This is a genomic window from Blastochloris sulfoviridis (assembly GCF_008630065.1).
Taxonomy (GTDB): Bacteria; Pseudomonadota; Alphaproteobacteria; order Rhizobiales; family Xanthobacteraceae; genus Blastochloris; species Blastochloris sulfoviridis.
In genome coordinates this window covers 133,149-156,304 of sequence record NZ_VWPL01000005.1, presented here as the reverse complement: position 1 = coordinate 156,304, position 23,156 = coordinate 133,149, and the positions used below count along the sequence as shown (strand labels likewise).

Annotated in this window: 17 protein-coding genes; 13 read left to right on the top strand and 4 right to left on the bottom strand. The window is 68.9% G+C overall.

The window, feature by feature from the left end; all coding sequences use genetic code 11:
- The first annotated feature begins 49 nt into the window (after positions 1-49).
- Positions 50-778: a MotE family protein gene (locus tag F1193_RS04535; protein WP_150096482.1), complete on the top strand. Its 729-nt coding sequence runs from the start codon at positions 50-52 to the stop codon at positions 776-778.
- 53 nt (positions 779-831) lie between these two features.
- Positions 832-4,590 (top strand): hypothetical protein, encoded by a 3,759-nt coding sequence (locus F1193_RS17035; protein ID WP_170263356.1) that lies wholly within the window; start codon positions 832-834, stop codon positions 4,588-4,590.
- A 168-nt stretch (positions 4,591-4,758) separates the two neighbouring features.
- On the opposite strand, the gene fliP is transcribed toward F1193_RS17035, so the two are convergent.
- Together fliP and F1193_RS04520 are read right to left on the bottom strand one after the other, a co-directional pair.
- Entirely contained in the window at positions 4,759-5,490 is a 732-nt protein-coding gene (fliP, locus tag F1193_RS04525; RefSeq protein ID WP_150096480.1) for a flagellar type III secretion system pore protein FliP, read from the bottom strand.
- Positions 5,487-6,692, bottom strand: coding sequence for a flagellar biosynthetic protein FliO (locus F1193_RS04520; protein WP_150096479.1), 1,206 nt, complete (start codon positions 6,690-6,692; stop codon positions 5,487-5,489). The genes fliP and F1193_RS04520 overlap by 4 nt, the downstream gene beginning before the upstream one ends.
- Before the next feature lie 256 nt (positions 6,693-6,948).
- On the opposite strand from F1193_RS04520, the gene flgB reads away from it, so the two are divergent.
- From flgB to alaS, 10 genes are all read left to right on the top strand, one after another.
- A complete protein-coding gene (gene flgB, locus F1193_RS04515; RefSeq protein WP_150096478.1) occupies positions 6,949-7,362 on the top strand; it encodes a flagellar basal body rod protein FlgB in 414 nt (137 codons plus the stop codon).
- A 12-nt stretch (positions 7,363-7,374) separates the two neighbouring features.
- On the top strand, positions 7,375-7,785 hold the full coding sequence (gene flgC / locus F1193_RS04510) for a flagellar basal body rod protein FlgC (RefSeq protein ID WP_150096477.1): 411 nt from the start codon (positions 7,375-7,377) through the stop codon (positions 7,783-7,785).
- A 64-nt stretch (positions 7,786-7,849) separates the two neighbouring features.
- Positions 7,850-8,185: a flagellar hook-basal body complex protein FliE gene (gene fliE, locus F1193_RS04505; RefSeq protein ID WP_150096476.1), complete on the top strand. Its 336-nt coding sequence runs from the start codon at positions 7,850-7,852 to the stop codon at positions 8,183-8,185.
- 234 nt (positions 8,186-8,419) lie between these two features.
- Positions 8,420-8,686 (top strand): flagellar biosynthesis protein FliQ, encoded by a 267-nt coding sequence (fliQ, locus tag F1193_RS04500; protein ID WP_150096475.1) that lies wholly within the window; start codon positions 8,420-8,422, stop codon positions 8,684-8,686.
- A gap of 40 nt (positions 8,687-8,726) precedes the next feature.
- Positions 8,727-9,494 carry a flagellar biosynthetic protein FliR gene (fliR, locus tag F1193_RS04495; RefSeq protein WP_150096474.1) on the top strand — a complete coding sequence of 256 codons (768 nt, stop codon included), beginning with the start codon at positions 8,727-8,729 and terminating at the stop codon, positions 9,492-9,494.
- A 12-nt stretch (positions 9,495-9,506) separates the two neighbouring features.
- Positions 9,507-10,580: a flagellar biosynthesis protein FlhB gene (flhB, locus tag F1193_RS04490; RefSeq protein ID WP_150096473.1), complete on the top strand. Its 1,074-nt coding sequence runs from the start codon at positions 9,507-9,509 to the stop codon at positions 10,578-10,580.
- A gap of 321 nt (positions 10,581-10,901) precedes the next feature.
- Positions 10,902-13,397, top strand: coding sequence for a cell cycle histidine kinase CckA (gene cckA / locus F1193_RS04485; RefSeq protein ID WP_150096521.1), 2,496 nt, complete (start codon positions 10,902-10,904; stop codon positions 13,395-13,397).
- 230 nt (positions 13,398-13,627) lie between these two features.
- Positions 13,628-14,071 (top strand): cache domain-containing protein, encoded by a 444-nt coding sequence (locus F1193_RS04480; protein ID WP_150096472.1) that lies wholly within the window; start codon positions 13,628-13,630, stop codon positions 14,069-14,071.
- A gap of 855 nt (positions 14,072-14,926) precedes the next feature.
- A complete protein-coding gene (recA, locus tag F1193_RS04475) occupies positions 14,927-15,973 on the top strand; it encodes a recombinase RecA (RefSeq protein WP_150096520.1) in 1,047 nt (348 codons plus the stop codon).
- Between the two features lie 437 nt (positions 15,974-16,410).
- A complete protein-coding gene (gene alaS / locus F1193_RS04470) occupies positions 16,411-19,059 on the top strand; it encodes an alanine--tRNA ligase (RefSeq protein WP_150096471.1) in 2,649 nt (882 codons plus the stop codon).
- Between the two features lie 21 nt (positions 19,060-19,080).
- Here alaS and F1193_RS04465 read toward each other — a convergent pair whose 3' ends face one another.
- Entirely contained in the window at positions 19,081-20,856 is a 1,776-nt protein-coding gene (locus F1193_RS04465) for a cation:proton antiporter domain-containing protein (protein WP_150096519.1), read from the bottom strand.
- Positions 20,857-21,342: 486 nt separating this feature from the next.
- Complete coding sequence (locus tag F1193_RS04455) at positions 21,343-22,557, bottom strand: NADP-dependent isocitrate dehydrogenase (RefSeq protein WP_150096469.1); 1,215 nt, start codon at positions 22,555-22,557, stop codon at positions 21,343-21,345.
- 170 nt (positions 22,558-22,727) lie between these two features.
- Here F1193_RS04455 and F1193_RS04450 point away from each other — a divergent pair, with 170 nt between their 5' ends.
- Positions 22,728-23,156, top strand: a complete 429-nt coding sequence (locus tag F1193_RS04450) for a rhodanese-like domain-containing protein (protein ID WP_150096468.1) — start codon at positions 22,728-22,730, stop codon at positions 23,154-23,156.

Below are 23,156 nucleotides of genomic sequence, written 5' to 3'. Positions count from 1 at the left end.
CTTCCGGATCCCGACGGGATCGATCGGAAACCGTATCAGGAGGCAGGGTTTGCGTGAGTTCCGTCTCATCCCGATCGTGCTGGTCGCGGCCAGCAGCCTGCTGGTGCTGAAGACGCTGTGGCTGGTGACGGGCGGCAGCCCGGACCGCGGGCCGGAGACCGTCGTCGCTGCGCCCGCGCCGGCCGCCCAGCAGATGGAGCCGGACGTGTCGGCCACCGGCTCGGCGGCGAAGTCCGAGAAGCCGAAGGAGCCGCCCAAGCCCGACGCGAAGGAGCCGCCCGGCCCGATGCCGGGACCGGTGACGCAGGTGCCGACCGAGCCGGACCAGGGCACGCTGCCGGCCGGCGAGAAGGCCCTGCTGCAGCGCCTGCAGGAGCGGCGCCAGGAGCTGGAGGCGCGCGAACGCGAGCTCGACATGCGCGAGGGGATGCTCAAGGCCGCCGAGACGCGCCTGGAGGGCCGCCTGCAGGAGCTCAAGGCGACCGAGGCCCGCATCGCCACGGCGACCGCCGAGAAGGACGAGGCCGAGAAGGAGCGGTTCAAGGGGCTCGTGGTGATGTACGAGGCGATGCGCGCCAAGGATGCCGCGCGCATCTTCGACCGGCTCGACGTGAAACTGGCGGTCGAAGTCGTGAACCTGATGAATCCGCGCAAGTTCTCGGAGGTGATGGCGCAAATGTCGCCGGAATCCGCCGAGCGCCTGACCGTGGAACTGGCCAATCGCAAGACTGTGACCCCGACATCCGATCTGCCGAAAATCGAAGGCCGGAAATTGTAGGCTGCGTCAAGCGGACGTTAAACCACCCCGCCTAGTGTGCGCGGATCGGGAAGATGACGAGCGAGGCTGGGATGCTGGGCTTCGGCTGCAAAGCGCAGCGCCGCCGCCGCGTAGGGCAGGCTGCCGCGTGGGGGAGGCTGCACCTCCTGGCCGTGCTCGGCGCCATGGTGCTTGCCGCGGCGGGCCTTGGTGCCGTGTCCGGCCCGGTAAAGGCGCAGGAGCGCGTCAAGGCCGAGGTCGCCGGCCAGGTGGCCAACGGCTTCGCGCGGCTGGTCTTCACCTTTCAGGACATGGTGTCGCCGCAGGTGCGCGTCACCAACGGTATCGTCGTCATTTCCACCGCCCGGCCGATCAAGCTGTCGGCGGCGCGGGTCGACCGGCTGCCGGCCGAGCTGGGCGCCAGCTATCTGTCGGCGGCGCGGGTCGATCCCGACGGGCGCGGCATCCGCATCGGGCTTGGCCGCAAGCTCACCGTCAACAGCATGGAGGCGGGCGAGAAGCTGTTCATCGACCTGTTGCCGGACGGCTGGCGGGGCCTGCCGCCGGGCCTGCCGCAGGAGGTGGTGGACGAGCTCGCCAAGCGGGCGCTGGAGGCCGAGAACCGGATCCGCCAGCTCGGCGACCGCGCCAAGCATCAGCATCATGTGGTCCGGCTGCATCTGGCCGAGGCGCCGACCTTCTCGCGCTTCGCCTTCGACGTGCCGCCCGGCGTCGAAATCCTGACCCATCGCGACGACACCGGCTTCACCGTGCTGTTCCGCGGCGGCGACGTGGAGGTCGATTCCGGCGACACCAAAGGCCGGCTGCCGCCCAAGGTCACCGGCCTCGACATCGACTCCAGCGACAACGGCACCGCCGTGCGGCTGGCGATGGAGCCGGAGGTGGACGTGCGCGCCTTCCAGGAGGACCGCACGTTCTCGGTGGACGTGACGCCGCCCAAGGCGGCGCGGGCTGCCGCCGCGGCGGCAGCGCGCAAGGCGCAGGGCGATCGCCCCGGCCCGCCCGTGCCGCACCCGCCCGAGCGCCATCGCGGCGCGGGCGACGCCATACCCACTCCGGCACCGCCGGCCACCATGGCCCCCGTTGCCGAGCCTCCCAAGGCCGAGTCCGGCGACAGCAAGCACGCGGCGGCAGCGCCGCCCGCCATGGTACCCGCCACAGTGCCCGCCGCGCCGTCGCCTCCGGCGTCGTCTGCCGCACCCGAGCCGGTGCTGGTGGACGTGGTGCCGCCTTTGCTGCCGGCACCCGCGCCGGCTCCTGCGCCGACACCGGCACCGGCCGTATCCGCATCCGCGCCGGCGCCCGCGCCGACACCGGCGCCTGAATCCGCACCCGCCGCGGCGCCGTCGTTCCCGCCCGGCACCGCCGCGGCGCCTGCGGACGAGCGCGCCGGCACGGTGATGGCCGACATGGTCCGCCAGGGCGGGGTTCTCAAGCTCAGCTTCCCGTTCGCCGAGCCGACGGCCGCCGCGGTGTTCCGGCGCGGCGAGGTGCTGTGGCTGATCTTCGATACCGAGAAGCCGATCGACGTCGCCGCGCTGACCAAGGACAAGTCGGGCACGTTCCGCGATGTCCAGTCCAGCCAGACCGAAACCGGCATCGCTGTGCGCATGCGGCTCGCGCGGCCCTGGCTGGTGGGGGCGGAAGCGCAGGGCTTCGCCTGGACCATCTCGCTTGGCGACACCATCCTGGAGCCGACCCAGCCGATCGCCCCGACCCGTGGGCTGATCGATGGCCGCTCGGTGCTGTCGCTGCCGCTGGAGGGCGCCCACCGCGTCCACCGGCTCGCCGATCCGGACGCGGGCGACCTGATCCTGGCCGCCACCGCGCCCGGGCCGACGCGCGGCATCTCCCGCAACCAGGACTATGTCGAGTTCTCGCTGATCGCCACCACCCACGGCGTCGCCGTGCTGCCGGTGGCCGACGATCTCGCCGTCGATGCAAATGGCGACCACGTGTCGGTGTCGCGGCCGATCGGCCTTGTGCTGTCGGCGCCCGGCGTGTCGGGCGGCGGGCATTCGATGGTCGGCGCGCGACCGGTGGCGCTCGATCCGCAATTGTGGGGAGCCGAGCGCACCCAGCCGTTCCGGCAGCGCCAGGCCGAGCTGATCGAGGCGGCGGCCGACGCGGGCGAGCCCGGCCGGCAGGGGGCACGGCTCAATCTGGCGCGGTTCTATCTGGCGCATGGCTTCGCGGCCGAGGCGCGCGGCGTGCTCGACACGATCATCGCCGACGGCGTGCCCTCCGACGATGCCGTGCCCTACCTCATGCGGTCGATGGCCTGGATGGAGCTCGGCCGCAATGCCGAGGCGATGAAGGATCTGGCGCATCCGCTGCTGGCCACCTCGCTCGATGCGGCGGCGATCCGGGGCATCGTCCACGCCAATGAGGACCGCTGGCGCGAGGCGCGCGAGAATTTCGCCGCGGCCGCCGGCGTGGCCGGCACGCTGCCAATCGACATGCAGCGCAAGATGGTGCTGGCGGCGACGCGCACCGCGCTGGAGATGCGCGATTCCAAGGAAGCGGCGCGGGTCTTCTCGGAGTTCGAGACGATCGGCGTGCCGGACGAGCTTGCGGCCGAGGTGGCGGTACTGGCCGGGCGCATCGCCGAAAGCGAAGGCAAGATGGGCGACGCGCTCGTCGCCTATGAACGGGCCGGCCGCATGAACGAGAGCCCGGCCGCCGCCGAGGCGCGCTTCCGCGCCCTGGCGGCCCGTATCGGGGCCGGCAAGATCACGCGCGATCAGGCGATCGGCGACCTCGAAGGCTTCACCGTGCTGTGGCGCGGCGACCGCACCGAGGCCGAGGCGCTGGGCCTGCTCGGCCGGCTCTATGTCGATGCCAACCGCTACCGCGATGCGTTCCGCACGTTGGAGGCGGCGACCATCTCGCACCCGACATCCGACGTCACCCGCACGCTGCAGCAGACCATGACCGGCGCCTTCGCCGACCTGTTCCTGGAGCAGCGCGGCGAGGAGCTGTCGGCGCTGGAGGCGCTCGGCATCTTCTACGACTATTCGGCGCTGGTGCCGGTCGGCCGCCGCGGCGACGAGATGATCCGGCGCCTCGCCGACCGGCTGATCTCGGTCGATCTGCTGGAGCAGGCGAGCGAACTCCTGCAGCATCAGGTCGACAAGCGCCTGCAGGGCGCGGCGCGGGCGCAGGTCGCCGCCAAGCTCGCCATGGTGCAGCTCAAGAACCGCAAGCCGGACAAGGCGCTGCGGACGCTGCGCGCCACCAGCCTGGCCGAGCTGCCGAGCGAGATCCGCGAGCAGCGCCTGCTGCTGGAGGCCCGCGCCACCTCCGAGACCGGGCGCCACGATCTCGCCCTCGAATTGCTGGAGGGGCTGCGCGGCAAGGAAGTGGACCGGCTGCGCGCCGACATCCTGTGGGCGGCCAAGCGCTACGGCGAATCGGCCGAGGCGATCGAGCGCGCCTATGGCGACCGCTGGCAGAGCTTCGCACCGCTCGCCGACCATGAGCGCCACGACATCCTCAAGGCGGCGGTCGGCTACGCGCTCGGCGACGACAAGCTCGGCCTCCATCGCTTCCGCGGCCGCTATGCTGCCAAGATGGCCGACAGCCCGGACCGCGCCGCGTTCGAGGCGGTGTCGACCTCGTTCGGCCTCGACAGCACCGATTTCAAGGACATCGCCCGCGCGGTCTCCTCGGTCGATTCGCTCGACCGCTTCCTGCGCGACTACCGGACCCGCTATGGCGACGACAAGACGTCGGACGGGGCCGAGCCCGCCGCCCCGGAGGCACCCGCGCCGCCGCGCCAGAGCCGTGCCCCGGCGCCCGCCCCCGGCTGAGGCGTCCCCGGCTGAGGCGAGGACGATCCCGATCCGGCGGCCGGGTCTTGCGCGGTTGTCGGCCGGCTCGTTCGAAGCCTGGAACGGTCTCGCCGAAGACCCGGATCCACTGCCGGGGTCGTTGGCGAACCTGTGACGAAGGCGCGGCCTGATCAGCCGGCGTTCGCGTCACACGCCGTAGCTCTTGACCAGCGAGCCGGCCACCAGGTTCCAGCCGTCGACCAGCACGAAGAAGATCAGCTTGAACGGCAGCGACACCACGACCGGCGGCAGCATCATCATGCCCATCGACATCAGGATCGAGGCGACCACGAGGTCGATGACCAGGAACGGCACGAACAGCAGGAAGCCGATCTCGAAGGCCCGCCTGAGCTCGGAGATCATGAAGGCCGGCATCAGGACGCGCAGCGACACCTGCGCCGGCTCGCTCGGCCGCTCGCCGCCGGCCAGATCCATGAACAGCGCCAGATCCTTCTCGCGGACATTGCCGAGCATGAACGTCTTGAATGGCGCGGTCGTGCGTTCGAACGCCTGCTCCAGGGTGATCTCGTTCTGCGTCAGTGGCCGCAGGCCGGTCTGCCAGGCGCGCTCGAAGGTCGGCGCCATGACGAAGGCGGTGAGGAACAGCGCCAGGCTGACCATCACCGCATTGGGCGGCGCCGTGCCGGTGCCGAGCGCCGAGCGCAGCAGCGACAGCACCACCACGATGCGGGTGAAGGACGTCGCCATCACCAGGATCGAGGGCGCCAGCGACAGCACGCTGAGCAGCGCGATGAGCTGTACCACCCGCTCGGTCAGGCCCGCGCCCTGTCCGAGCGTGATCGAAAAGTCCTGCGCCGCCGCCGGCTGAAGCGTGAGGATCACGACTCCGGCGGCGAGCGCCAGCCGCCGCACGGTCACGGGCGGTTTCCGCCGCGGCCGAGCAGGCTCGCCATCTCGTCCTCCAGATTGTCGAACACCGTGCGGCCGGCCTTGTCGTCCGGCTCGGCCGGGGCTGCCGCCGGCTCGGCGGGGGGAGCGGCGGGCGCCGGGACATCCGGTGCCGGCGGCGTCGCTGGGCCCGGTGCCGCCGCGCTGGGCGTGGCGGGAGCCGGCGCGCCGGGGGCGGCCACGGTGGGGACCGGAACGGTTGGGGTCGGTAGGGTGGAGGCAGGCGTGCTGGCAGGCGCGGCGGCCGGGGCCGGAATGGCCGGCGCGGCGACGATCGGCGGGGTGATGGTCGGCGTCGCGATGGTGGGTGGCGCAACGGCCGGTGCGGGAGCCGAGGGTGGCGTTGGGGTCGGGGTCGGCGGTGCGGCGGGCATGATCACCCGCGGCTCAAGCCGCGGCTCGGGGCGCGGTGTCGGGTTGGTCGGGGCGGCGGCCGGCCCCGGACGCGGCGTCGCCGGCTCAGGGCGCGGCGGCTGCAGCAGGCGTTCGAGCTCTGTGAATTCGGGCGGCGGCGGGGTGGCCGGCGACAGCGGCCGCAGGCCCGGCGCCGGGCCGCTGGGGGCGGCCGGTTCGGTGCGCGGCGCCGCCGTCAGCGAGCGCAGGATGGATTCGGCGCGGGTCGCCGGCTCCGGCGGGCGGGCGGGCGTGGGACGCGGCGGTGCCTCCGGGCGCGCCGGCGGCTCCGGACGCTCGCGGCGCGCGGGCATCTCGGTCCGCAGCGGCAGGTCCGGCCGGGCGGGGGCGGCATAGGGCCCGGCGGGCGGCTCGGCGCCGGGCGCCTGCGGCGCGGGGATTGGCGCACCCGGCATCTGGGGGCCGGCGCCCTGGCGCGCCTCGGCATAGGCGTCGCGGGCCGGCGCCCCTTCGCGCTGCGGCGGCGCGCTGCGGATGATGCCGGTCTCGATCACGACGTCGGTCGGCCCGCCGATCATGATGAGATGCTCGACATTGTCGCGGCGGATCAGCACCAGCCGGCGCCGTGCGTCGACCGTGGCGTGGTCGAGCACGCCCAGGCGCGGCATGCGCCCGCGGCCGCCGCTGCCGCCGGACGTGGTGCCGCCGCCGAGCTTGCGCACCAGGAACAGCGTGCCGCCGAGCAGACCCAGGACGAACAGGAGCGCGGCCAGATATTTCAGGAAGGTGCCCAGTTCGACACCCAGAATATCGGACATGGTTTCCTCCCCGAGGAGCTTCGCGCGCAACGTCCACCCGCACGCGAACACGTTAATGCCGAGCGGCAAACGCTGCCCGGCGCAGGCTTAAGAACTGGTAAAGAAACGTGACGTTCCCAAGGCAGGGCGCTCTGCAAACACACGATTCTGTCCCGGCCGGCAATCGGCTGGGCCACGTATGTTAACTCCAAATTAACCATTCGGCCGGCAAATTGTGCCCGGATAGGCGCCAAGTTGCGCCAATGAGGATCACGCGATGATTCTGGCCGATGTCCCCCTGGTCGGCATGTTGAAGACCCGCATGGGCTGGCTGCAGGCGCGCCAGCGCGTGCTGGCGCAGAACGTTGCCAATGCCGACACGCCGGGCTTTCGCGCCCGCGACATCGAAGCGGTCGACTTCAAGAAGGTCCTGACCCAGCAGCCGCCGCAGCGGACGGCGATGGCGGTCACCAATCGCGAACACATTGCCGGGGCCGCCAGCGTCGAGACCGACCGGTTCGGACAGTCGCGCGCGACGGGGAAATTCGAGATCCGTCCGAGCGGAAACGCGGTGGCGCTCGAAGAAGAGATGATGAAGGTCGCTCAGACTCAGCTGGACTACCAGACTGCGACCTCCCTGTATTCCCGCAGTCTCGGCTTGATCAAGACGGCGCTCGGAAAGACAAGATAGGGGTAAGGCGTCATGGACTTCATGAAATCGATCAGCATTGCAGCATCCGGACTGCGGACGCAGGCCGGCCGCATGCGGATCATCGCCGAGAACCTTGCCAACGCCAATTCGACCGCGGGCGCATCCGGCGGCCAGCCCTATCGGCGCAAGGTGCCGACGTTCGAGTCGAAGTTCGACCGCGAGATCGAGGCCCAGGTCGTCTCGCTCGGCCGGGTGCAGCGCGACAAGAGCGCGTTCGTCAGCCGCCACGAGCCCGGCCACCCGGCCGCCGACAAGAGCGGCTACGTCCAGTATCCCAACGTGAACTCGCTGATCGAAACGGCCGATCTGAAGGAGGCGCAGCGGAGCTACGAGGCGAACCTCAATGTCGTTTCCGCAACGCGGCGGATGATCTCGCGAACACTCGACCTGCTGCGTGTCTGAAGCAGGCTGCACTGCGTTTCCGATCGATCAGTTGCGTATCAGCTAAACTCTTGGAGCCCTCGCCATGTCGACTGCCAGCCTCGTTGCCAACGCCTACGCCGCCGCCGCCCGCGCGGCGAACACCGGCGATCATACCCGCATGCCGCTGCGCGACCACGGCGCCGGGCTTGACGATTCCGCGTCCACCGGCTTCGGCGCCATGCTGGAGAACACGCTCGCCAACACCATGGCCGCCGGCCGCGCCAGCGAGCACAAGGCGCAGGCGCTGGTGGCCGGCAAGGCCGATCTCGTCGACGTGGTCACCGCGGTCGCCGAGACCGAGGTCGCCATCGAATCGCTGGTGTCGATCCGCGACAAGGTGATCCAGGCCTACCAGGAAATCATGCAGATGCCGATCTGATCGGCGCCCGCACGCTAGAGCATCCGCCGATCTGATTGAACCGGGCGGACGCTCTAAGTTATTGCGCTGTCGCATTCTCTTCCGCAAAATCGCTTTCCACTTTTGCGGAGAATGCTCCAGAGCGTTATCCGATCTGACCGTATCAGGTCGGACACTCTCAGTTTCTGGTTCGTCGCATTTTCTTTCGCAAAACCGGTATCCACTTTTGCGAAAAATGCTCTAGAGGGCAGCGCCATGACCGGACCGGAAGTGCTCGACGTGGCGCGCGACGGCATCCTCACGCTGCTGTGGGTGTGCGCGCCGATGATGCTGGCGGGACTCGCCGTCGGCGTCGTCATCTCGCTGTTGCAGGCGCTGACCCAGATCCAGGAGATGACGCTGGTCTTCGTGCCGAAGATCATCGCCATGTTCGCGGTGATGCTGGTGGCGCTGCCGTTCATGGGCGACATGCTGTCCGCCCACATGGCGCGGGTGGCGGCCCACATCATCGCCGGACATTGAGGGCGCGGCACGCGGGTAACGGCGGACGGAAGGCGGCGCAATGACGGTCAGCCTCACGTTCCTGCCGGTGGTGGCGACCGCCTTCGTGCTGATGTTCGCCAGGATGGGCACGCTGATGATGCTGCTGCCGGGGTTCGGCGAGCGCAACATCCCGGTGCGGATGCGCCTCGCCGCGGCGGTGCTGATGACCTTCATGCTGTTTCCGCTGCACCGCGGCGCCTACCAGGTCGAGCTGTCCAGCTTCGGCCCGCTGGTGTTCATGCTGTTCGGCGAGCTTGCCATCGGCTTCGTGCTGGGGCTTGCGGCCCGCGTCGCCATGGCGTCGCTGCAGGTGGCCGGCACGGTCATCGCCAACCAGCTCGGCCTGGGGTTCGTCACTGCGGTCGATCCGACCCAGGCGCAGCAGGGGGCGCTGCTCGGCACGTTCCTGGCGCTGCTCGGCGTCACGCTGGTGTTCGCGAGCGACCTGCACTACGTCGCCATCGCCGCCATCGCCAACAGCTACAAGGTTTTTGCGCCCGGCCTGCCGCCGGTCACCGGCGATGCGCTGCAATTGTCGGTGCGGATGGTCGCCGACGCCTTCCGCATCGGCGTGCAGCTGTCCGCGCCGTTCCTGCTGTTCGGGCTGGTGTTCAATGTCGGGCTGGGGCTGCTGGCGCGGCTGATGCCGCAGCTCCAGGTGTATTTCCTGGCCATGCCGCTGTCGATCTTCGCCGGATTCGCGATCCTGCTGGCGCTGGTCGGGGCGATGATGGGCGTCTATGTCGACTTTCTCGGCGGCGTGCTCGGCATGCTGGCCGGGCGCTGAGGGGAGGCCGCCATGGCCGAGAGCGGCGACGACACCGAGCGCACGGAAGAGCCAACCCCAAAGCGAATAGAGGAGGCGATCGAGCGCGGCGACGTCGCCAAGAGCCAGGAGGTCAATACTTGGTTCGTGCTCAGCGCCGGCGCGCTGATGCTCCTGGTATTCGGCCCGAGCACCGCCGAAAGCCTGACGACCAGCTTTCGCGGCATCCTCTCGAACGCCTATGCCATCCCCGCCGATGGCGGCGGGCTGACGCGCTTCGTCATCCAGGTGGCCGGCGAGACCATGCGGGCGGTCGGCCTGCCGCTGATGCTGATGGCGCTGGCCGGCGTCGCCTCCAACATGGTCCAGCACCGCCCGCTGTGGACCACCGAGCCGATCACGCCCAAGCTCTCCAAGATCTCGCCCATCAACGGGCTGAAGCGGCTGTTCGGCAAGGAGGCGCTGGTCCAGTTCCTCAAGGGGCTGGTCAAGATCGGGATCGTCGGCGGCGTGCTCTATGCCATCCTGTGGCCGCAGCGCGACCGGCTGGCGCTGGTGGTGGCCTCCGACGTCGCGACGCTGCCCGAGCTGGCCCTGGCGCTGTCGCTGAAGCTGTTCGTCGGCGTCATCGCGGTGATGACGGTCGTCGCCGTGCTCGACTATCTCTATCAGTGGACGAGCTGGCGGCAGCGGCTGCGCATGAGCCTGCGCGAGATCCGCGAGGAGTTCAAGCAGAGCGAAGGCGATCCCCACGTCAAGGCGCGAATCAAGTCGATCCGCCAGAGCCGCATGAAGAAGCGGATGATCGCCCAAGTGCCCAAGGCCTCGGTGGTGATCACCAACCCGACCCACTATGCGGTGGCGCTGCAGTACGAGAAGGGCATGACGGCGCCGGTGTGCGTGGCCAAGGGCGTGGATGCGCTGGCGCTGCGCATCCGCGAGGAGGCCGAGAAGCACGACATCCCGGTGGTCGAGAACCCGCCGCTGGCGCGCGCCCTGCATGCCAGCGTCGGGCTCGACGAGGAGATCACCCCCGAGCACTACAAGGCGGTGGCGGAAGTGATCGGCTACGTGCTCGGCCTGCGCCGGCGCTGGCGGCCGTCCTGAGAGACCGTTTGGAAACTCGGGCGGCAGCCGGGCGAAGGCGGCGCGCGACCGGATTCCACTCGGGCCGATTGTGCGCTAGAGCACGGCGGACGGCGGCCGACTTGCGGGCGACCAACCGGCGCAGAGGGGCCGGACGTGGGCGCAGGGCAGGAGCCTGCGCCGTTTCCGGCCTGCCCCGGCGGGTCGGCAAGTTGAGCGTAATCGTTTATCGTATTTTTTGTCGGATTCCTTGCGCAAAACCGGCTCCCGGGCGTGCGGAGACTGCGCGAGTGCCGTCGAAAGGGGCGGGTCGTGACCATCGGTGACGAAAGAAGCGGCGAGATGCTGGAAGCCGTCGACAGGAGCGACGCCGCCGGCTCCATCGGTCTCGTCGTGGTGATCGCGCTGGCCATGGTCGCGGCGGTGGTGTCGTTCCTGTTCATCGGCCGCGACGATGCCGAGCCGTGGGTGATCGGGCTGCTGGCGCTGCTGGCGGTGATGGGCGTGTTCGCGCTGTTCGCGGTGGCCGCCGGCATCCTGCAGTTCGCCGGCCGTTCGGGCCGATTCGACCTGACCAAGGCGCTGATCGACGGCTCGGCCGAGGGCATGGTGGTGGTCGACCCCTCCGGCCGCGTGCTCTACGCCAATGCCGCCTATCTGGAACTCGCCGGGGCGACCTCGTCCGACGACGTGGTGCCGGTCGAGCGGCTCTACACCTCCGAGCCGGAGGTGGCGGAGGTGATCTATCGCCTCGCCCAGGCGGCGCGGAGCGGCCGCGCGGCGTCCGAGGAGGTGCGCACGGTCGGACGCAAGGGCGAAGCCGGGCGCTGGCTGCGGCTGAAGGTGCGCCCGGCCGGCACGCAGGGCCGGCTGGCCAAGCTGATCGCCTGGACGGTCGCCGACGTGACGCGCGAGCGGCTGCGCCAGGAGGACGCCTACGTCCAGCTCCAGCAGGTGATCGACTATCTCGACCATGGCCCGGCCGGCTTCTTCTCGGCCGAGCCCGACGGTACCCTGGTCTACATCAATGCCACGCTGGCCGAGTGGCTGGGTTACGACTTTGCGGAGGTGGCCACCGGCGGGCTGAAGGTCTCCGACATCCTGCCCGGTCCCGGCGTGGCGCTGCTGGCGCCCCAGCCCGGCAGCGCCGGCGAGGTCAAGACCGAGGTGATCGACATCGACCTCAAGCGCCGCAGCGGCGAGCCGCTGCCGGTGCGGCTCCACCACAAGGTGGCGGTGGCGCCGGACGGCACGGCGGGCGCCTCGCGCACATTGGTGCTCGACCGCTCGCGCGGGCGGGCCGGCGCCGACCTGGCGCGCGCCGCCGAGGTCCGGTTCGCGCGCTTCTTCAATTCGACGCCGATGGCGATCGCCACGGTCGACCGGGTGGGCCGCATCGCCCGCGTCAATGCGCTGTTCGCCCGGCTGTTCGGCGGCCCGGTCGAGGTACGCCCCGGCGGCGAGACGCGCTCGGTGCTGACCGGCCTCGCCGAGGCCGACCGGCCGGCGCTGGAGGCGGCGATCAAGGCTGCCGCCGACGGCAAGGGCGACATCGCCCCGGTGGATGCCAGCATGCTGGGCGGCCGCGCGGTGCGCTTCTATGTGGTGCCGGTGGAGGAGGACGAGCGCGACCAGGAGGCGGCGATCGTCTACGCCATCGAGACCACCCAGCAGCGGGCGCTGGAGACCCAGGTGGCGCAGTCGCAGAAGATGACGGCGATCGGCCAGCTCGCCGGCGGCGTGGCGCACGACTTCAACAATGTGCTGACCGCCATCATCGGCCACGCCGACTTCCTGCTGGAGAGCCACCGGCCGACCGATCCGTCCTTCCAGGACATCATGCAGATCAAGCACAACGCCAACCGGGCGGCCGGCCTGGTGCGGCAGCTTCTCGCCTTCTCGCGCCGCCAGACCCTGCGCCCGCAGGTGATCCAGCTCGGCGACGCGATGAGCGAGGTCACCATGCTGCTGCGGCGGCTGCTGGGCGAGACGGTGAGCCTCGACATCCGGCACGGGCGCGACCTGTGGCCGGTCTATATCGACGTCAACCAGTTCGAGCAGGTGGTGGTCAATCTGTCGGTCAATGCGCGCGACGCCATGCCGACCGGCGGCAAGCTCACCGTGCGTACCGCGAATGTGCCGGCGGCCGAGACCAAGACCTTCGGCGATCCGCAGCTTCCCTCGGCCGACTTCGTGCTGGTCGAGGTGACCGACACCGGCACCGGCATGCCGCCGGAAATCCTCGACAAGATCTTCGACCCCTTCTTCACCACCAAGGAGGTGGGCAAGGGCACCGGGCTCGGCCTGTCGACGGTCTATGGCATCGTCAAGCAGACCGGCGGCCACGTCTCCTGCGATTCCAAGGTGGGGGTCGGCACCACCTTCCGCATCTTCCTGCCGCGCCACATTGCCACCGAGGCGCCGGCGGTGGTGGAGGAGCCGGCCCAGGCGAAGGCCGCCGACCTCACCGGGCGCGGTACCATCCTTCTGGTCGAGGACGAGGATTCGGTGCGGGCGTTCGGCTCGCGCGCGCTCACCTCGCGCGGCTACACCGTGCTGCAGGCGGCCTCCGGCATCGAGGCGCTTGACCTGTTCGCCGACCACGCCGGCTCGATCGATCTCGTGGTCTCCGACGTGGTGATGCCGGAGATGGACGGCCCGACCCTCTTGCGCGAGCTGCGCAGCCGCCGGCCCGACCTCAAGGTGATCTTCGTCTCCGGCTATGCCGAGGACGCGTTCCGCAAGAACCTGCCCGAGGGCGAGCAGTTCGCCTTCCTGCCCAAGCCCTTCACGCTGAAGCAGCTCGTCGAGGCGGTGAAGGAGACGATGGCGGCGTAGAGGACGGCCGTTCCGGCCCCGAAACCCTGTGGGCCCCGACCTCTGCCCGCCTTTTGGCCGCCGCCCGGAAACCGGATGACGAAAGGACATAGGTCTCGCCGGCGGCGCCGGGTGCCGGCGGCGGCACGCGACCAAAGACGCAGATGCCTTCCCAATGGTTTCGTCTAGGATCGCTTTGCCCCCGCAGTCGAAGACCTGCGATCAAGAACGAACCAATAGGGAGTCACGCGATGAAATCAGGACGTCTCGCTCTTGCAACTGTGTTTGCGCTCGCGCTCGCCGTGCCGGCCTATGCCGCCGATTTCGGCACCGCTGCCGAGGCCAAGGCCATGCTGGAGAAGGCGGTCGCCGCGCTGAAGGCCGACAAGGCCAAGGCGCTCTCCGAGTTCGCCAAAGGCGAGGCCGGGTTCAAGGACCGCGACCTCTATCCGTTCTGCGGCGGCCCGGACGGCAACTTCACCGCACACCCGACGCTCACTGGCAAGAGCCTGAAGGATCTCAAGGACAAGACCGGCAAGGCGCTCGGCCAGCAGATTTATGCCGTCGCCGCCGAGGGCAAGATCGGCGAGGTCGAATATATGTGGCCGCGGCCGGGCACCACCGATCCGGTGCAGAAGGTGTCGTTCGTCACCAAGGTCGGCGACCAGACCTGCGCGGTCGGCTATTACAAGTGATCGCGTTTTTGCGGGATCATGTCATGATCCCGCAAAGACCTTCGCCGTAAATCCGCATTGAAAATCTCGTTTGCGGCGATCGCCATGCGGATCCTCGGCTTGATCGGCCGGGGTCCGCCTCCTGTTCGCGATGCTCAGACGCTGCGGAACGGAAGACCGACGTCGCGTCGTCTTGGTCTGGTCTTGTCCCTGCTTGGCTTTGTCCCGGCTGCGCCTCGTCCTGGCCGCGCCTTGTCCCGGCTGCGCCTTGTCCTGGTCATGCGCGCCGGGTTTCGAGCGGACGCTTGCCAGCCGCTCTGCCGGAGGCCGCCGCCCGGCGGGACAGCCCGGCCAGAGAGCACTCTCCGCAAAATGAATATCGGTTTACGTAAGAGACCGCGTCGGATCGAAGGCTTCGAGCGGCCGCCGGTTCAAGCGGCTCGGCAGACGTGCTGGAGCAGTCTCCACAAAAGTGGGCACCGGTTTTGCGCAAGAGACTGCGACACATCAAAGACCTGGAGCAATCGCCGGCTCAAGCGGATCGGCAGACGGGCTAAGAGTCCATTGATGGAACGTCCGCGCAACTGACCGGACTTTTGTTCCGTTCTCCTCTTGTTCTTTCGAACAAATCGTGTACATTTCCGCTGTCGGCGGGTTGCGGCAGCGGAGCGGGGGTAGGGGCTCATCCAGAGCGGCCGCCGGCCTGAACCAAACGGTTCGGCGCCTCTCAAGGTTTTGGTTTGTCGCTATTTCTTCCGCAAAGCCGGTATCCGCTCTTGCGGAAAATGCTCTGGCGGTTTGGACGGCGCGCGGGCGCATGCCATAAGGGGACGTACGGTGACTCAGGTCTCGCTCAAACTGGTCGAAGGCTCGTCGATGGACAAAACCAAGGCGCTGGACGCCGCGCTCACCCAGATCGAGCGGGCCTTCGGCAAGGGCTCGATCATGCGGCTGGGGAAGGGCACCGCCGCGCTGGAGGTCGATACCGTCTCCACCGGTTCGCTCGGGCTCGACATCGCGCTCGGCATCGGCGGCCTGCCGCGGGGCCGCGTCGTCGAGATTTTCGGCCCCGAATCGTCGGGCAAGACCACGCTGGCGCTGCACACCATCGCCGAAGCCCAGAAGAAGGGCGGGGTGTGCGCCTTCATCGATGCCGAGCACGCGCTCGACCCGATCTATGCCAGGAAGCTTGGGGTCAATCTCGACGACCTCCTGATCTCGCAGCCCGATGCCGGCGAGCAGGCGCTGGAGATTGCCGACACGCTGGTGCGCTCGGGCGCCATCGACGTGCTGGTGGTCGATTCGGTGGCGGCCCTGGTGCCGCGTGCCGAGCTGGAAGGCGAGATGGGCGACAGCCAGCCGGGCATGCAGGCGCGGCTGATGAGTCAGGCGCTGCGCAAGCTCACCGCCTCGATCTCGCGCTCCAACTGCATGGTGATCTTCATCAACCAGATCCGCATGAAGATCGGCGTGATGTATGGCTCGCCCGAGACCACCACCGGCGGCAACGCGCTGAAGTTCTACGCCTCCATCCGCCTCGACATCCGCCGCATCGGCGCCATCAAGGAGCGCGACGAGGTGGTAGGCAACCAGACGCGGGTGAAGGTGGTCAAGAACAAGCTCGCCCCGCCGTTCAAGCAGGTCGAGTTCGACATCATGTATGGCGAGGGCATTTCCAAGGCCGGCGAGCTGATCGACCTCGGCGTCAAGGCCGGCGTGGTCGAGAAGTCGGGCTCCTGGTTCTCTTATGACAGCCAGCGCATCGGCCAGGGCCGCGAGAACGTCAAGGGCTTCCTCAAGACGCATCCGGATATTGCCGGGCGCATCGAGGCCGCCATCCGCCAGAATGCCGGCTTGATCGCCGAGCAGATCCTCGGATCCCCCGAGAGCGGCGAGGACAGCGAGGACGCCGCCGAAGGGTGAAATCGCGGGCTCGGACGGTTGGCTCGAACGGGCCGCCGGACATCCAGGCCGCCGGGGATGAAGGCGCCGCGCCGCCGGGCGTTGGGGGCTGGCATGGCCCGGGCATTTTCTGTTTCGTGCCTTGTCGGGCGTGCGCGACGGGCATTGCGGATGCCGTCCTATGTGTGAGCGGCGAGCGCGGGCTTTCCGCGACTGCCGGCATGGCGAAGCCGTCCGCGGCGCTGCGCAATCGGCTGGCTATGTCTTTGTGACGATTTGTCTTTCGCTTTGGCGCGCGTCGTCCTGCTCGACAGGGGATCGTGCCTTCGCGGTGGTGGCGATGAGGCCGTGGCGAAGGTCAGGCTCGGGCGTTTCTGGACAGGGGCGGGGGGCGCCGCTAGATGTGCAGGGAAGCCAACGGCCGCCTGGGGCGTGCCGCGCCGGAGATGAGTTGCCAGATGAGCGGCGTCAACGAGATCAGGTCCACCTTTCTTGAGTTCTTCGGCAAGGCCGGGCACGCCATCGTGCCGTCCTCGCCGCTGGTGCCGCGCAACGATCCGACCTTGATGTTCACCAATGCCGGGATGGTGCAGTTCAAGAACGTCTTCACCGGCGTCGAGAAGCGGCCCTACCAGCGCGCAGTGACTGCGCAGAAGTGCGTGCGGGCGGGCGGCAAGCACAACGACCTCGACAATGTCGGCTATACTGCGCGACATCACACCTTCTTCGAAATGCTCGGGAACTTCTCCTTTGGAGACTACTTCAAGGACCGGGCGATCGAGCTGGCGTGGAACCTGATCACCAAGGTCTACGAGGTTCCCGAGAAGCGCCTGCTGGTCACCGTCTATTCCGAGGACGACGAGGCGTTCGGCCTGTGGAAGAAGATCGCCGGCCTCCCCGACAGCCGCATCATCCGCATCCCGACCTCCGACAATTTCTGGGCGATGGGCGATACCGGTCCGTGCGGCCCATGCTCGGAGATCTTCTACGACCATGGCGACCACATTCCGGGCGGCCCGCCCGGCTCGGCCGATCAGGATGGCGACCGATTCATCGAGATCTGGAACCTGGTCTTCATGCAGTACGAGCAGCTTCCGGGCGAGCGCATCGCGCTGCCCAAGCCCTCGATCGACACCGGCATGGGGCTGGAGCGCATCTCGGCGGTGCTGCAGGGCACCCATGACAATTACGACATCGACCTGTTCCGTGCCTTGATCCGGGCTAGCGCGGAGGCGACCGGCGTCGAGCCGGACGGCGCCCACAAGGCGAGCCACCGCGTCATCGCAGACCATCTGCGCGCCTCGGCCTTCCTGGTCGCCGACGGCGTGCTGCCCTCCAATGAGGGCCGCGGCTACGTGCTGCGCCGCATCATGCGCCGCGCCATGCGCCACGCACAACTGCTTGGCGCCAAGGATCCGCTGATGTGGCGGCTCGTGCCGGTGCTGGTGCGCGAGATGGGGCAGGCCTATCCGGAGCTGCTGCGCGCCGAGGCGCTGATCACCGAGACGCTGAAGCTGGAGGAGACCCGCTTCCGCAAGACGCTGGTGCGCGGCCTTGCGATCCTCGACGAGGAAACTTCGCGGCTCGGGCCGGGCGAGACGCTGAAGGGCGAGGTCGCCTTCACCCTCTACGACACCTATGGGTTTCCGCTCGATCTGACCCAGGATGCGCTGAAGTCGCGCGGCATCGGCGTCGATACCGAGAGCTTCCAGGCGGCGATGGAGCGCCAGCGCGAGACTGCGCGTGCCGCGTGGGCCGGCTCAGGCGAGGCGGCGACCGAGGCGGTGTGGTTCGCGGTGCGCGAGCGGGTCGGCGCCACCGAGTTTCTGGGCTACGAGACCGAGACGGCGGAGGGCGTGGTCAGGGCGCTGGTCAAGGACGGCCGCGAGGTGGCGGCGCTGGAGGCGGGCGAGAGCGGTCTCGTGGTGCTGAACCAGACGCCGTTCTACGGCGAATCCGGCGGCCAGGTCGGCGACACCGGCACAATGAGCGCCGCCGAGGCGCGCGCCCGCGTCACCGACACGCACAAGAAGCTTGGCGACCTGTTCGTGCATGCCGTCACCGTCGAGCATGGCCGGCTGAAGGCGAACCTGCCGGTGGAACTCGCGGTCGATCACGACCGCCGCGGCGCCATCCGCGCCAACCATTCGGCCACCCATCTGCTGCACGAGGCGCTGCGCCAAGTGCTGGGCGACCACGTCGCCCAGAAGGGCTCGCTGGTGTCGCCCGACCGGCTGCGCTTCGACATCTCCCACCCCAAGCCGATCTCGGCGGAGGAGCTGGAGAAGGTCGAGGACATCGCCAACGACATCATCCTGCAGAACGCGCCGGTGGTGACGCGGCTGATGGCGGTGGACGAGGCGATCACCTCGGGCGCACGGGCGCTGTTCGGCGAGAAGTACGGCGACGAGGTGCGGGTGGTGTCGATGGGGATCGCGCCCGGCAGCAATGCCGCGCCCTATTCGGTGGAGCTGTGCGGCGGCACCCATGTGGCGCGCACCGGCGACATCGGCCTCGTCACGCTGCTCGGCGACAGTGCGGTGGCGGCCGGGGTGCGGCGCATTGAGGCGATGACCGGGCGCACGGCGCGCAAGCACACCAACGGGCTGGCCGGCACCGCCAAGGCGGCGGCGGCCGAGCTGCGGGCGCCGCTCGACGAGCTGGTGCCGCGCATTTCCGGCCTGATGGACGAGCGCCGCCGGCTTGAGCGCGACCTTGCCGAGGCCAAGAAGCGGCTTGCCATGGGCGGGGGCGGGGGTGCGGACGGCATCCAGACCGTCGGCTCGACCAGGCTGCTGGCGAAGACCGTGCACGGCATCGAGCTGCGCGACCTCAAGAGCCTCGCCGACGAGGGCAAGAAGCAGATCGGCTCGGGCGTCGTGGCCATTGTCGGCGTGGCCGAGGATGGCAAGGCCGGCCTCGTGGTCGGCGTCACCGCCGACCTGACCGGCCAGTTCAACGCGGTCGACCTGGTGCGCAAGGGCGCCGAGGCGCTGGGCGGCAAGGGCGGCGGCGGTCGGCCCGATATGGCGCAGGCCGGCGGGCCCGACGGCGCCAAGTCGGACGTCGCGCTCAAGGCGATCGGCGAGGCGCTGGCCGCGGGCTGAGGATGCCGGTGCGGCGCGCCGTCACTCCGCCGGCCGGCCGGCGCGCAGCGGCGCCTTGAGCAGCTCGCGCTTGGCGCGGATGGTCTCGTGCACCTCGTCGCGCGAGCCGCCGAGCGTCTGCAGCGCGGCGCTGGCGAGGTCGAGGCTGGCTTCCAGCGCCTCGGGCACCACGTCGGTGGCGCCGAGCCGGAACAGCCGTGCCGCATGGGCGGCGTCGCGCGCCCGCGCCACCACCGGCACGTCGGTGCGCTCCGCCCGCACGGCGGCGACCACGTGCTCGGCGGCGATCGGGTCGTCCATGGTCACCACCACCGCCGGCGCGTCGGCGAGTCCGCATTTGCGCAGGAATTCGCGCCGCGTCGCATCGCCATAGACGACCGGCTCGCCGGCCTTGCGGCCGCTGGCGACGATGTCGGCGTTGCGGTCGGTGGCGATGAAGGCGCGGCCTTCGCCTTCGATAAGCTCGCAGACCAGCCGGCCGACGCGGCCATAGCCGACCACGATGGTGCGGCCAACCTCGGCCGGCGCCGGCTCGCCATGGCCGTCGGCCATAGCCGCGGCGCGGCGGGCCTGCCGGCCAGCCTGCCGGCCGAGCCGGGCGAGGAAGGGTGTCAGCATCATGGTGCCGGAGGCAACCAGCAGCATGAACTGCTCGATATCGGCTGGCAGCAGGCCGCCGCTGCCGGCAAGGCCCAGCACCAGGAAGGCGAACTCGCCGCCGCCGGCCAGCAGCAGGCTTGCCTCCACCGCCACCGGCCAGGAGAGCCGGAACAGACGCGCCAGCCCGCCGACGACCGCCACCTTGAGAAACACCATGCCAAGAATGGAGAGGCCGAGCAGCAGCGGTTCGCGCGCAACGCCGAGCGGATCGATCCGCATGCCGACCGAGATGAAGAACAGGCCGAGCAGCATGCCCTTGAACGGCTCGATATCGACCTCGACCTCGCGGCGAAACTCGGTCTCCGACAGCAGCAGGCCGGCGAGGAAGGCGCCCAGCGCCATCGACAGGCCGGCGAAATGGGTGAGGAGCGAGGTGCCGACCACAACGAACAGAATCGCGGCCATGAACAGCTCGCGATTGTGGGTGCGCGCCACCAGCCGGAAGAACGGCCGCAGGATGGCCCGGCCGAAGCCGACGATGATGGTGACCGCGGCTGCGCCCTGCAGCAGCGCCAGCATCAGCCCGAGCAGCACCGACTGGCCGGCGAGCGCGGCCACCGCGCCATCCGGCGCCGCCTTGCTGAACACGACGACCAGGAACAGGATCGGCACCACCGCCAGATCCTGGGCCAGCAGAACCGCGAAGATGACACGGCCGGCGACCGAGGCGAGCCGGCGCTGCTCGGCCAGGAGCTGCAGCACGATGGCGGTGGACGACAGAGCCAGGCAGGCGCCGATGACCAGCGAGGCGTCGAACGGGTTGCCGAACGTCCAGGCGGTGGCGCCGATGGCCGCCGTCGTCAGCGCCACCTGCAGCATGCCGAAGCCGAACACCATGCGCCGCATGGTCCACAGCCGGTCGAACGACAGTTCGAGCCCGATGGTGAACAGCAGGAACACCACGCCGAGCTCGGCGAGCTGGTCGACGGTGTCGTGCGAGGTGATGGCGATGTAGCCCAGCCAGGGCACGCTCTCGGCGAGCCGCCCCAGGCTGTGGGGCCCCAGCACCAGGCCGGCGACGAGAAAGCCCAGTACCGGGGAGACCCGCATGCGGGCCATCAGCGGAATCACCACGCCCGCGGTGCCGAGAAACACCAGCGCTTCACGATAAAAACCGGTATCCAGCGGGGAGGGCATTGCCACGCAAACTTCGCTTGTCAGGCAAACTTCGATTGTCAGATTTTCGTCAGGCCCGTCGTCCTGCACGTCGCGGCGGTTGCCCGACAGGAATTGAGCCTTGCTGTTTCATCCCATAGCGGGATGAAACATTCCGCAACAGGTGTTTTCGACAGCGGGTGTTTTCGAGTCTCGCGGCCCGCGGTCTTGCCGTCCGTGGTCTTGCAGCCCGTGGTCTTGCAGCCCGTGGTCTTGCCGTCCGTGGTCTTGCGGCCCGGCGTGCCGCCGAAATGGAAAGGACGCGCGACCGCGCGTCCTTTCGGTCTCTGTCGTCATCCCGGCCGAGCGAAAGCGAGAGCCGGGATCGTCATCCGGAAAAGGCACCCCGTCCTGAACACGCTCCCGGGTCGCGGGCCTTTGGCCCTTGCCCGGGACGACGGTCTTTCCCGCCGTCACCCCGGCTCGCGCTGCGCTTGGCCAGAGCGACGTTGAGCCGATGCGGCTGGCTCAGGCCGCCATCGCCTTCTTGAGGTTCTCGTCGATCTTGTCGAGGAAGCCGGTGGTCGACAGCCATTTCTGGTCGGGGCCGATCAACAGCGCCAGATCCTTGGTCATGAAGCCGGCCTCGACAGTATCCACGCAGACCTTTTCCAGCGTCTCGGCGAAGTGACGCAGGTCGCCATTGCCGTCGAGCTTGGCGCGGTGGATCAGGCCGCGGGTCCAGGCGAAGATCGAGGCGATCGAGTTGGTCGAGGTCTCCTTGCCCTTCTGGTGCTCGCGATAGTGGCGGGTCACCGTGCCGTGGGCGGCCTCGGCCTCGACGATCTGGCCGTCCGGCGTCATCAGCACCGATGTCATCAGGCCGAGCGAGCCGAATCCTTGCGCCACGGTGTCGGACTGCACGTCGCCGTCATAGTTCTTGCAGGCCCAGACATAGCCGCCCGACCACTTCATCGCCGCGGCGACCATGTCGTCGATCAGCCGGTGCTCATAGGTGATCTTGGCCTTCTCGAAGGCATCCTTGAATTCGGAATCGTAGATTTCCTGGAACAGATCCTTGAAGCGCCCGTCATAGGCCTTCAGGATGGTGTTCTTGGTCGACAGATAGAGCGGATAGCCGCGGTTCAGCGCGTAGTTCATCGAGGCGCGGGCGAAGTCCTTGATCGATTCGTCAAGGTTGTACATCGCCAGGGTGACGCCCGAGCCCGGCGCCTTGAACACTTCCTTCTCGATCACTTGGCCGTCCTCGCCGACGAACTTCAGCGTCAGCGTGCCCTTGCCAGGGAACTTGAAATCGGTGGCGCGGTACTGATCGCCATAGGCGTGACGGCCGATGATGATCGGCTGCGTCCAGCCCGGCACGAGGCGCGGCACGTTGTTGCAGATGATCGGCTCGCGGAAGATGACGCCGCCCAGAATATTGCGGATGGTCCCGTTGGGCGACTTCCACATCTCCTGGAGGTTAAACTCGGTGACGCGGGCTTCGTCGGGCGTGATGGTGGCGCATTTGACGCCGACGCCGTGGCGCTTGATGGCGTTGGCGGCGTCCACGGTCACCTGGTCATTGGTGGCGTCGCGGTGCTGAACCGACAGATCGTAGTATTCGAGGTTCACGTCGAGATAGGGGTGGATCAGCTTGTCGCGGATATAGTGCCAGATGATACGGGTCATCTCGTCGCCGTCGAGCTCGACGACGGTGCCGGTCACCTTGATTTTCGCCATGTTCACGTTGCCCTTAACGCCCAAACCGTCGGGGTGGAGTGCCGGCGGTCAGACTGCGCGTGTCATTGCCCCGATACGCGGCCGGCACCGGGCGCTCTATCATAGGGTCGCACGCTGCGGAAGGCCGGTGGACCGTTCCCTGGGGCCGGCCGAGTGAGGAGAATTTGAGCATGTTTCAGAAGCATTGGTGGCCGATCGCCGCCTGCGCCGTCGTGCTGGCTGCGCCGGCCGGGCCGGGGGCCGGGCCGGCGGCGGCGCAGTTCGCGGTGGCGCGGCCGGCCGACGCCACCGTGATCGATCGCGCCACGCTGGAGCGGGATCTGGCCGACAACTCGATCGAACTGATCGACATCCGCGAGCCTGACGAGTTTGCCGCCGGCCATATCGCCGGCGCCCGCAACATGCCGATGTCGCGTCTCGATCCGCGCACGCTGGCCCAGCCGTCGGACAAGCCGATCGTGCTGGTGTGCCGCTCCGGCCGGCGGACGGCCCGCATGCTGGCGGCCGCCCAGGCAGCCGGCGCCACCAATATCAACCACTATGGCGGCGGCATGCTGGACTGGCAGGCGGCCGGCAAGCCGGTGGTCAAAGGTCCCTGA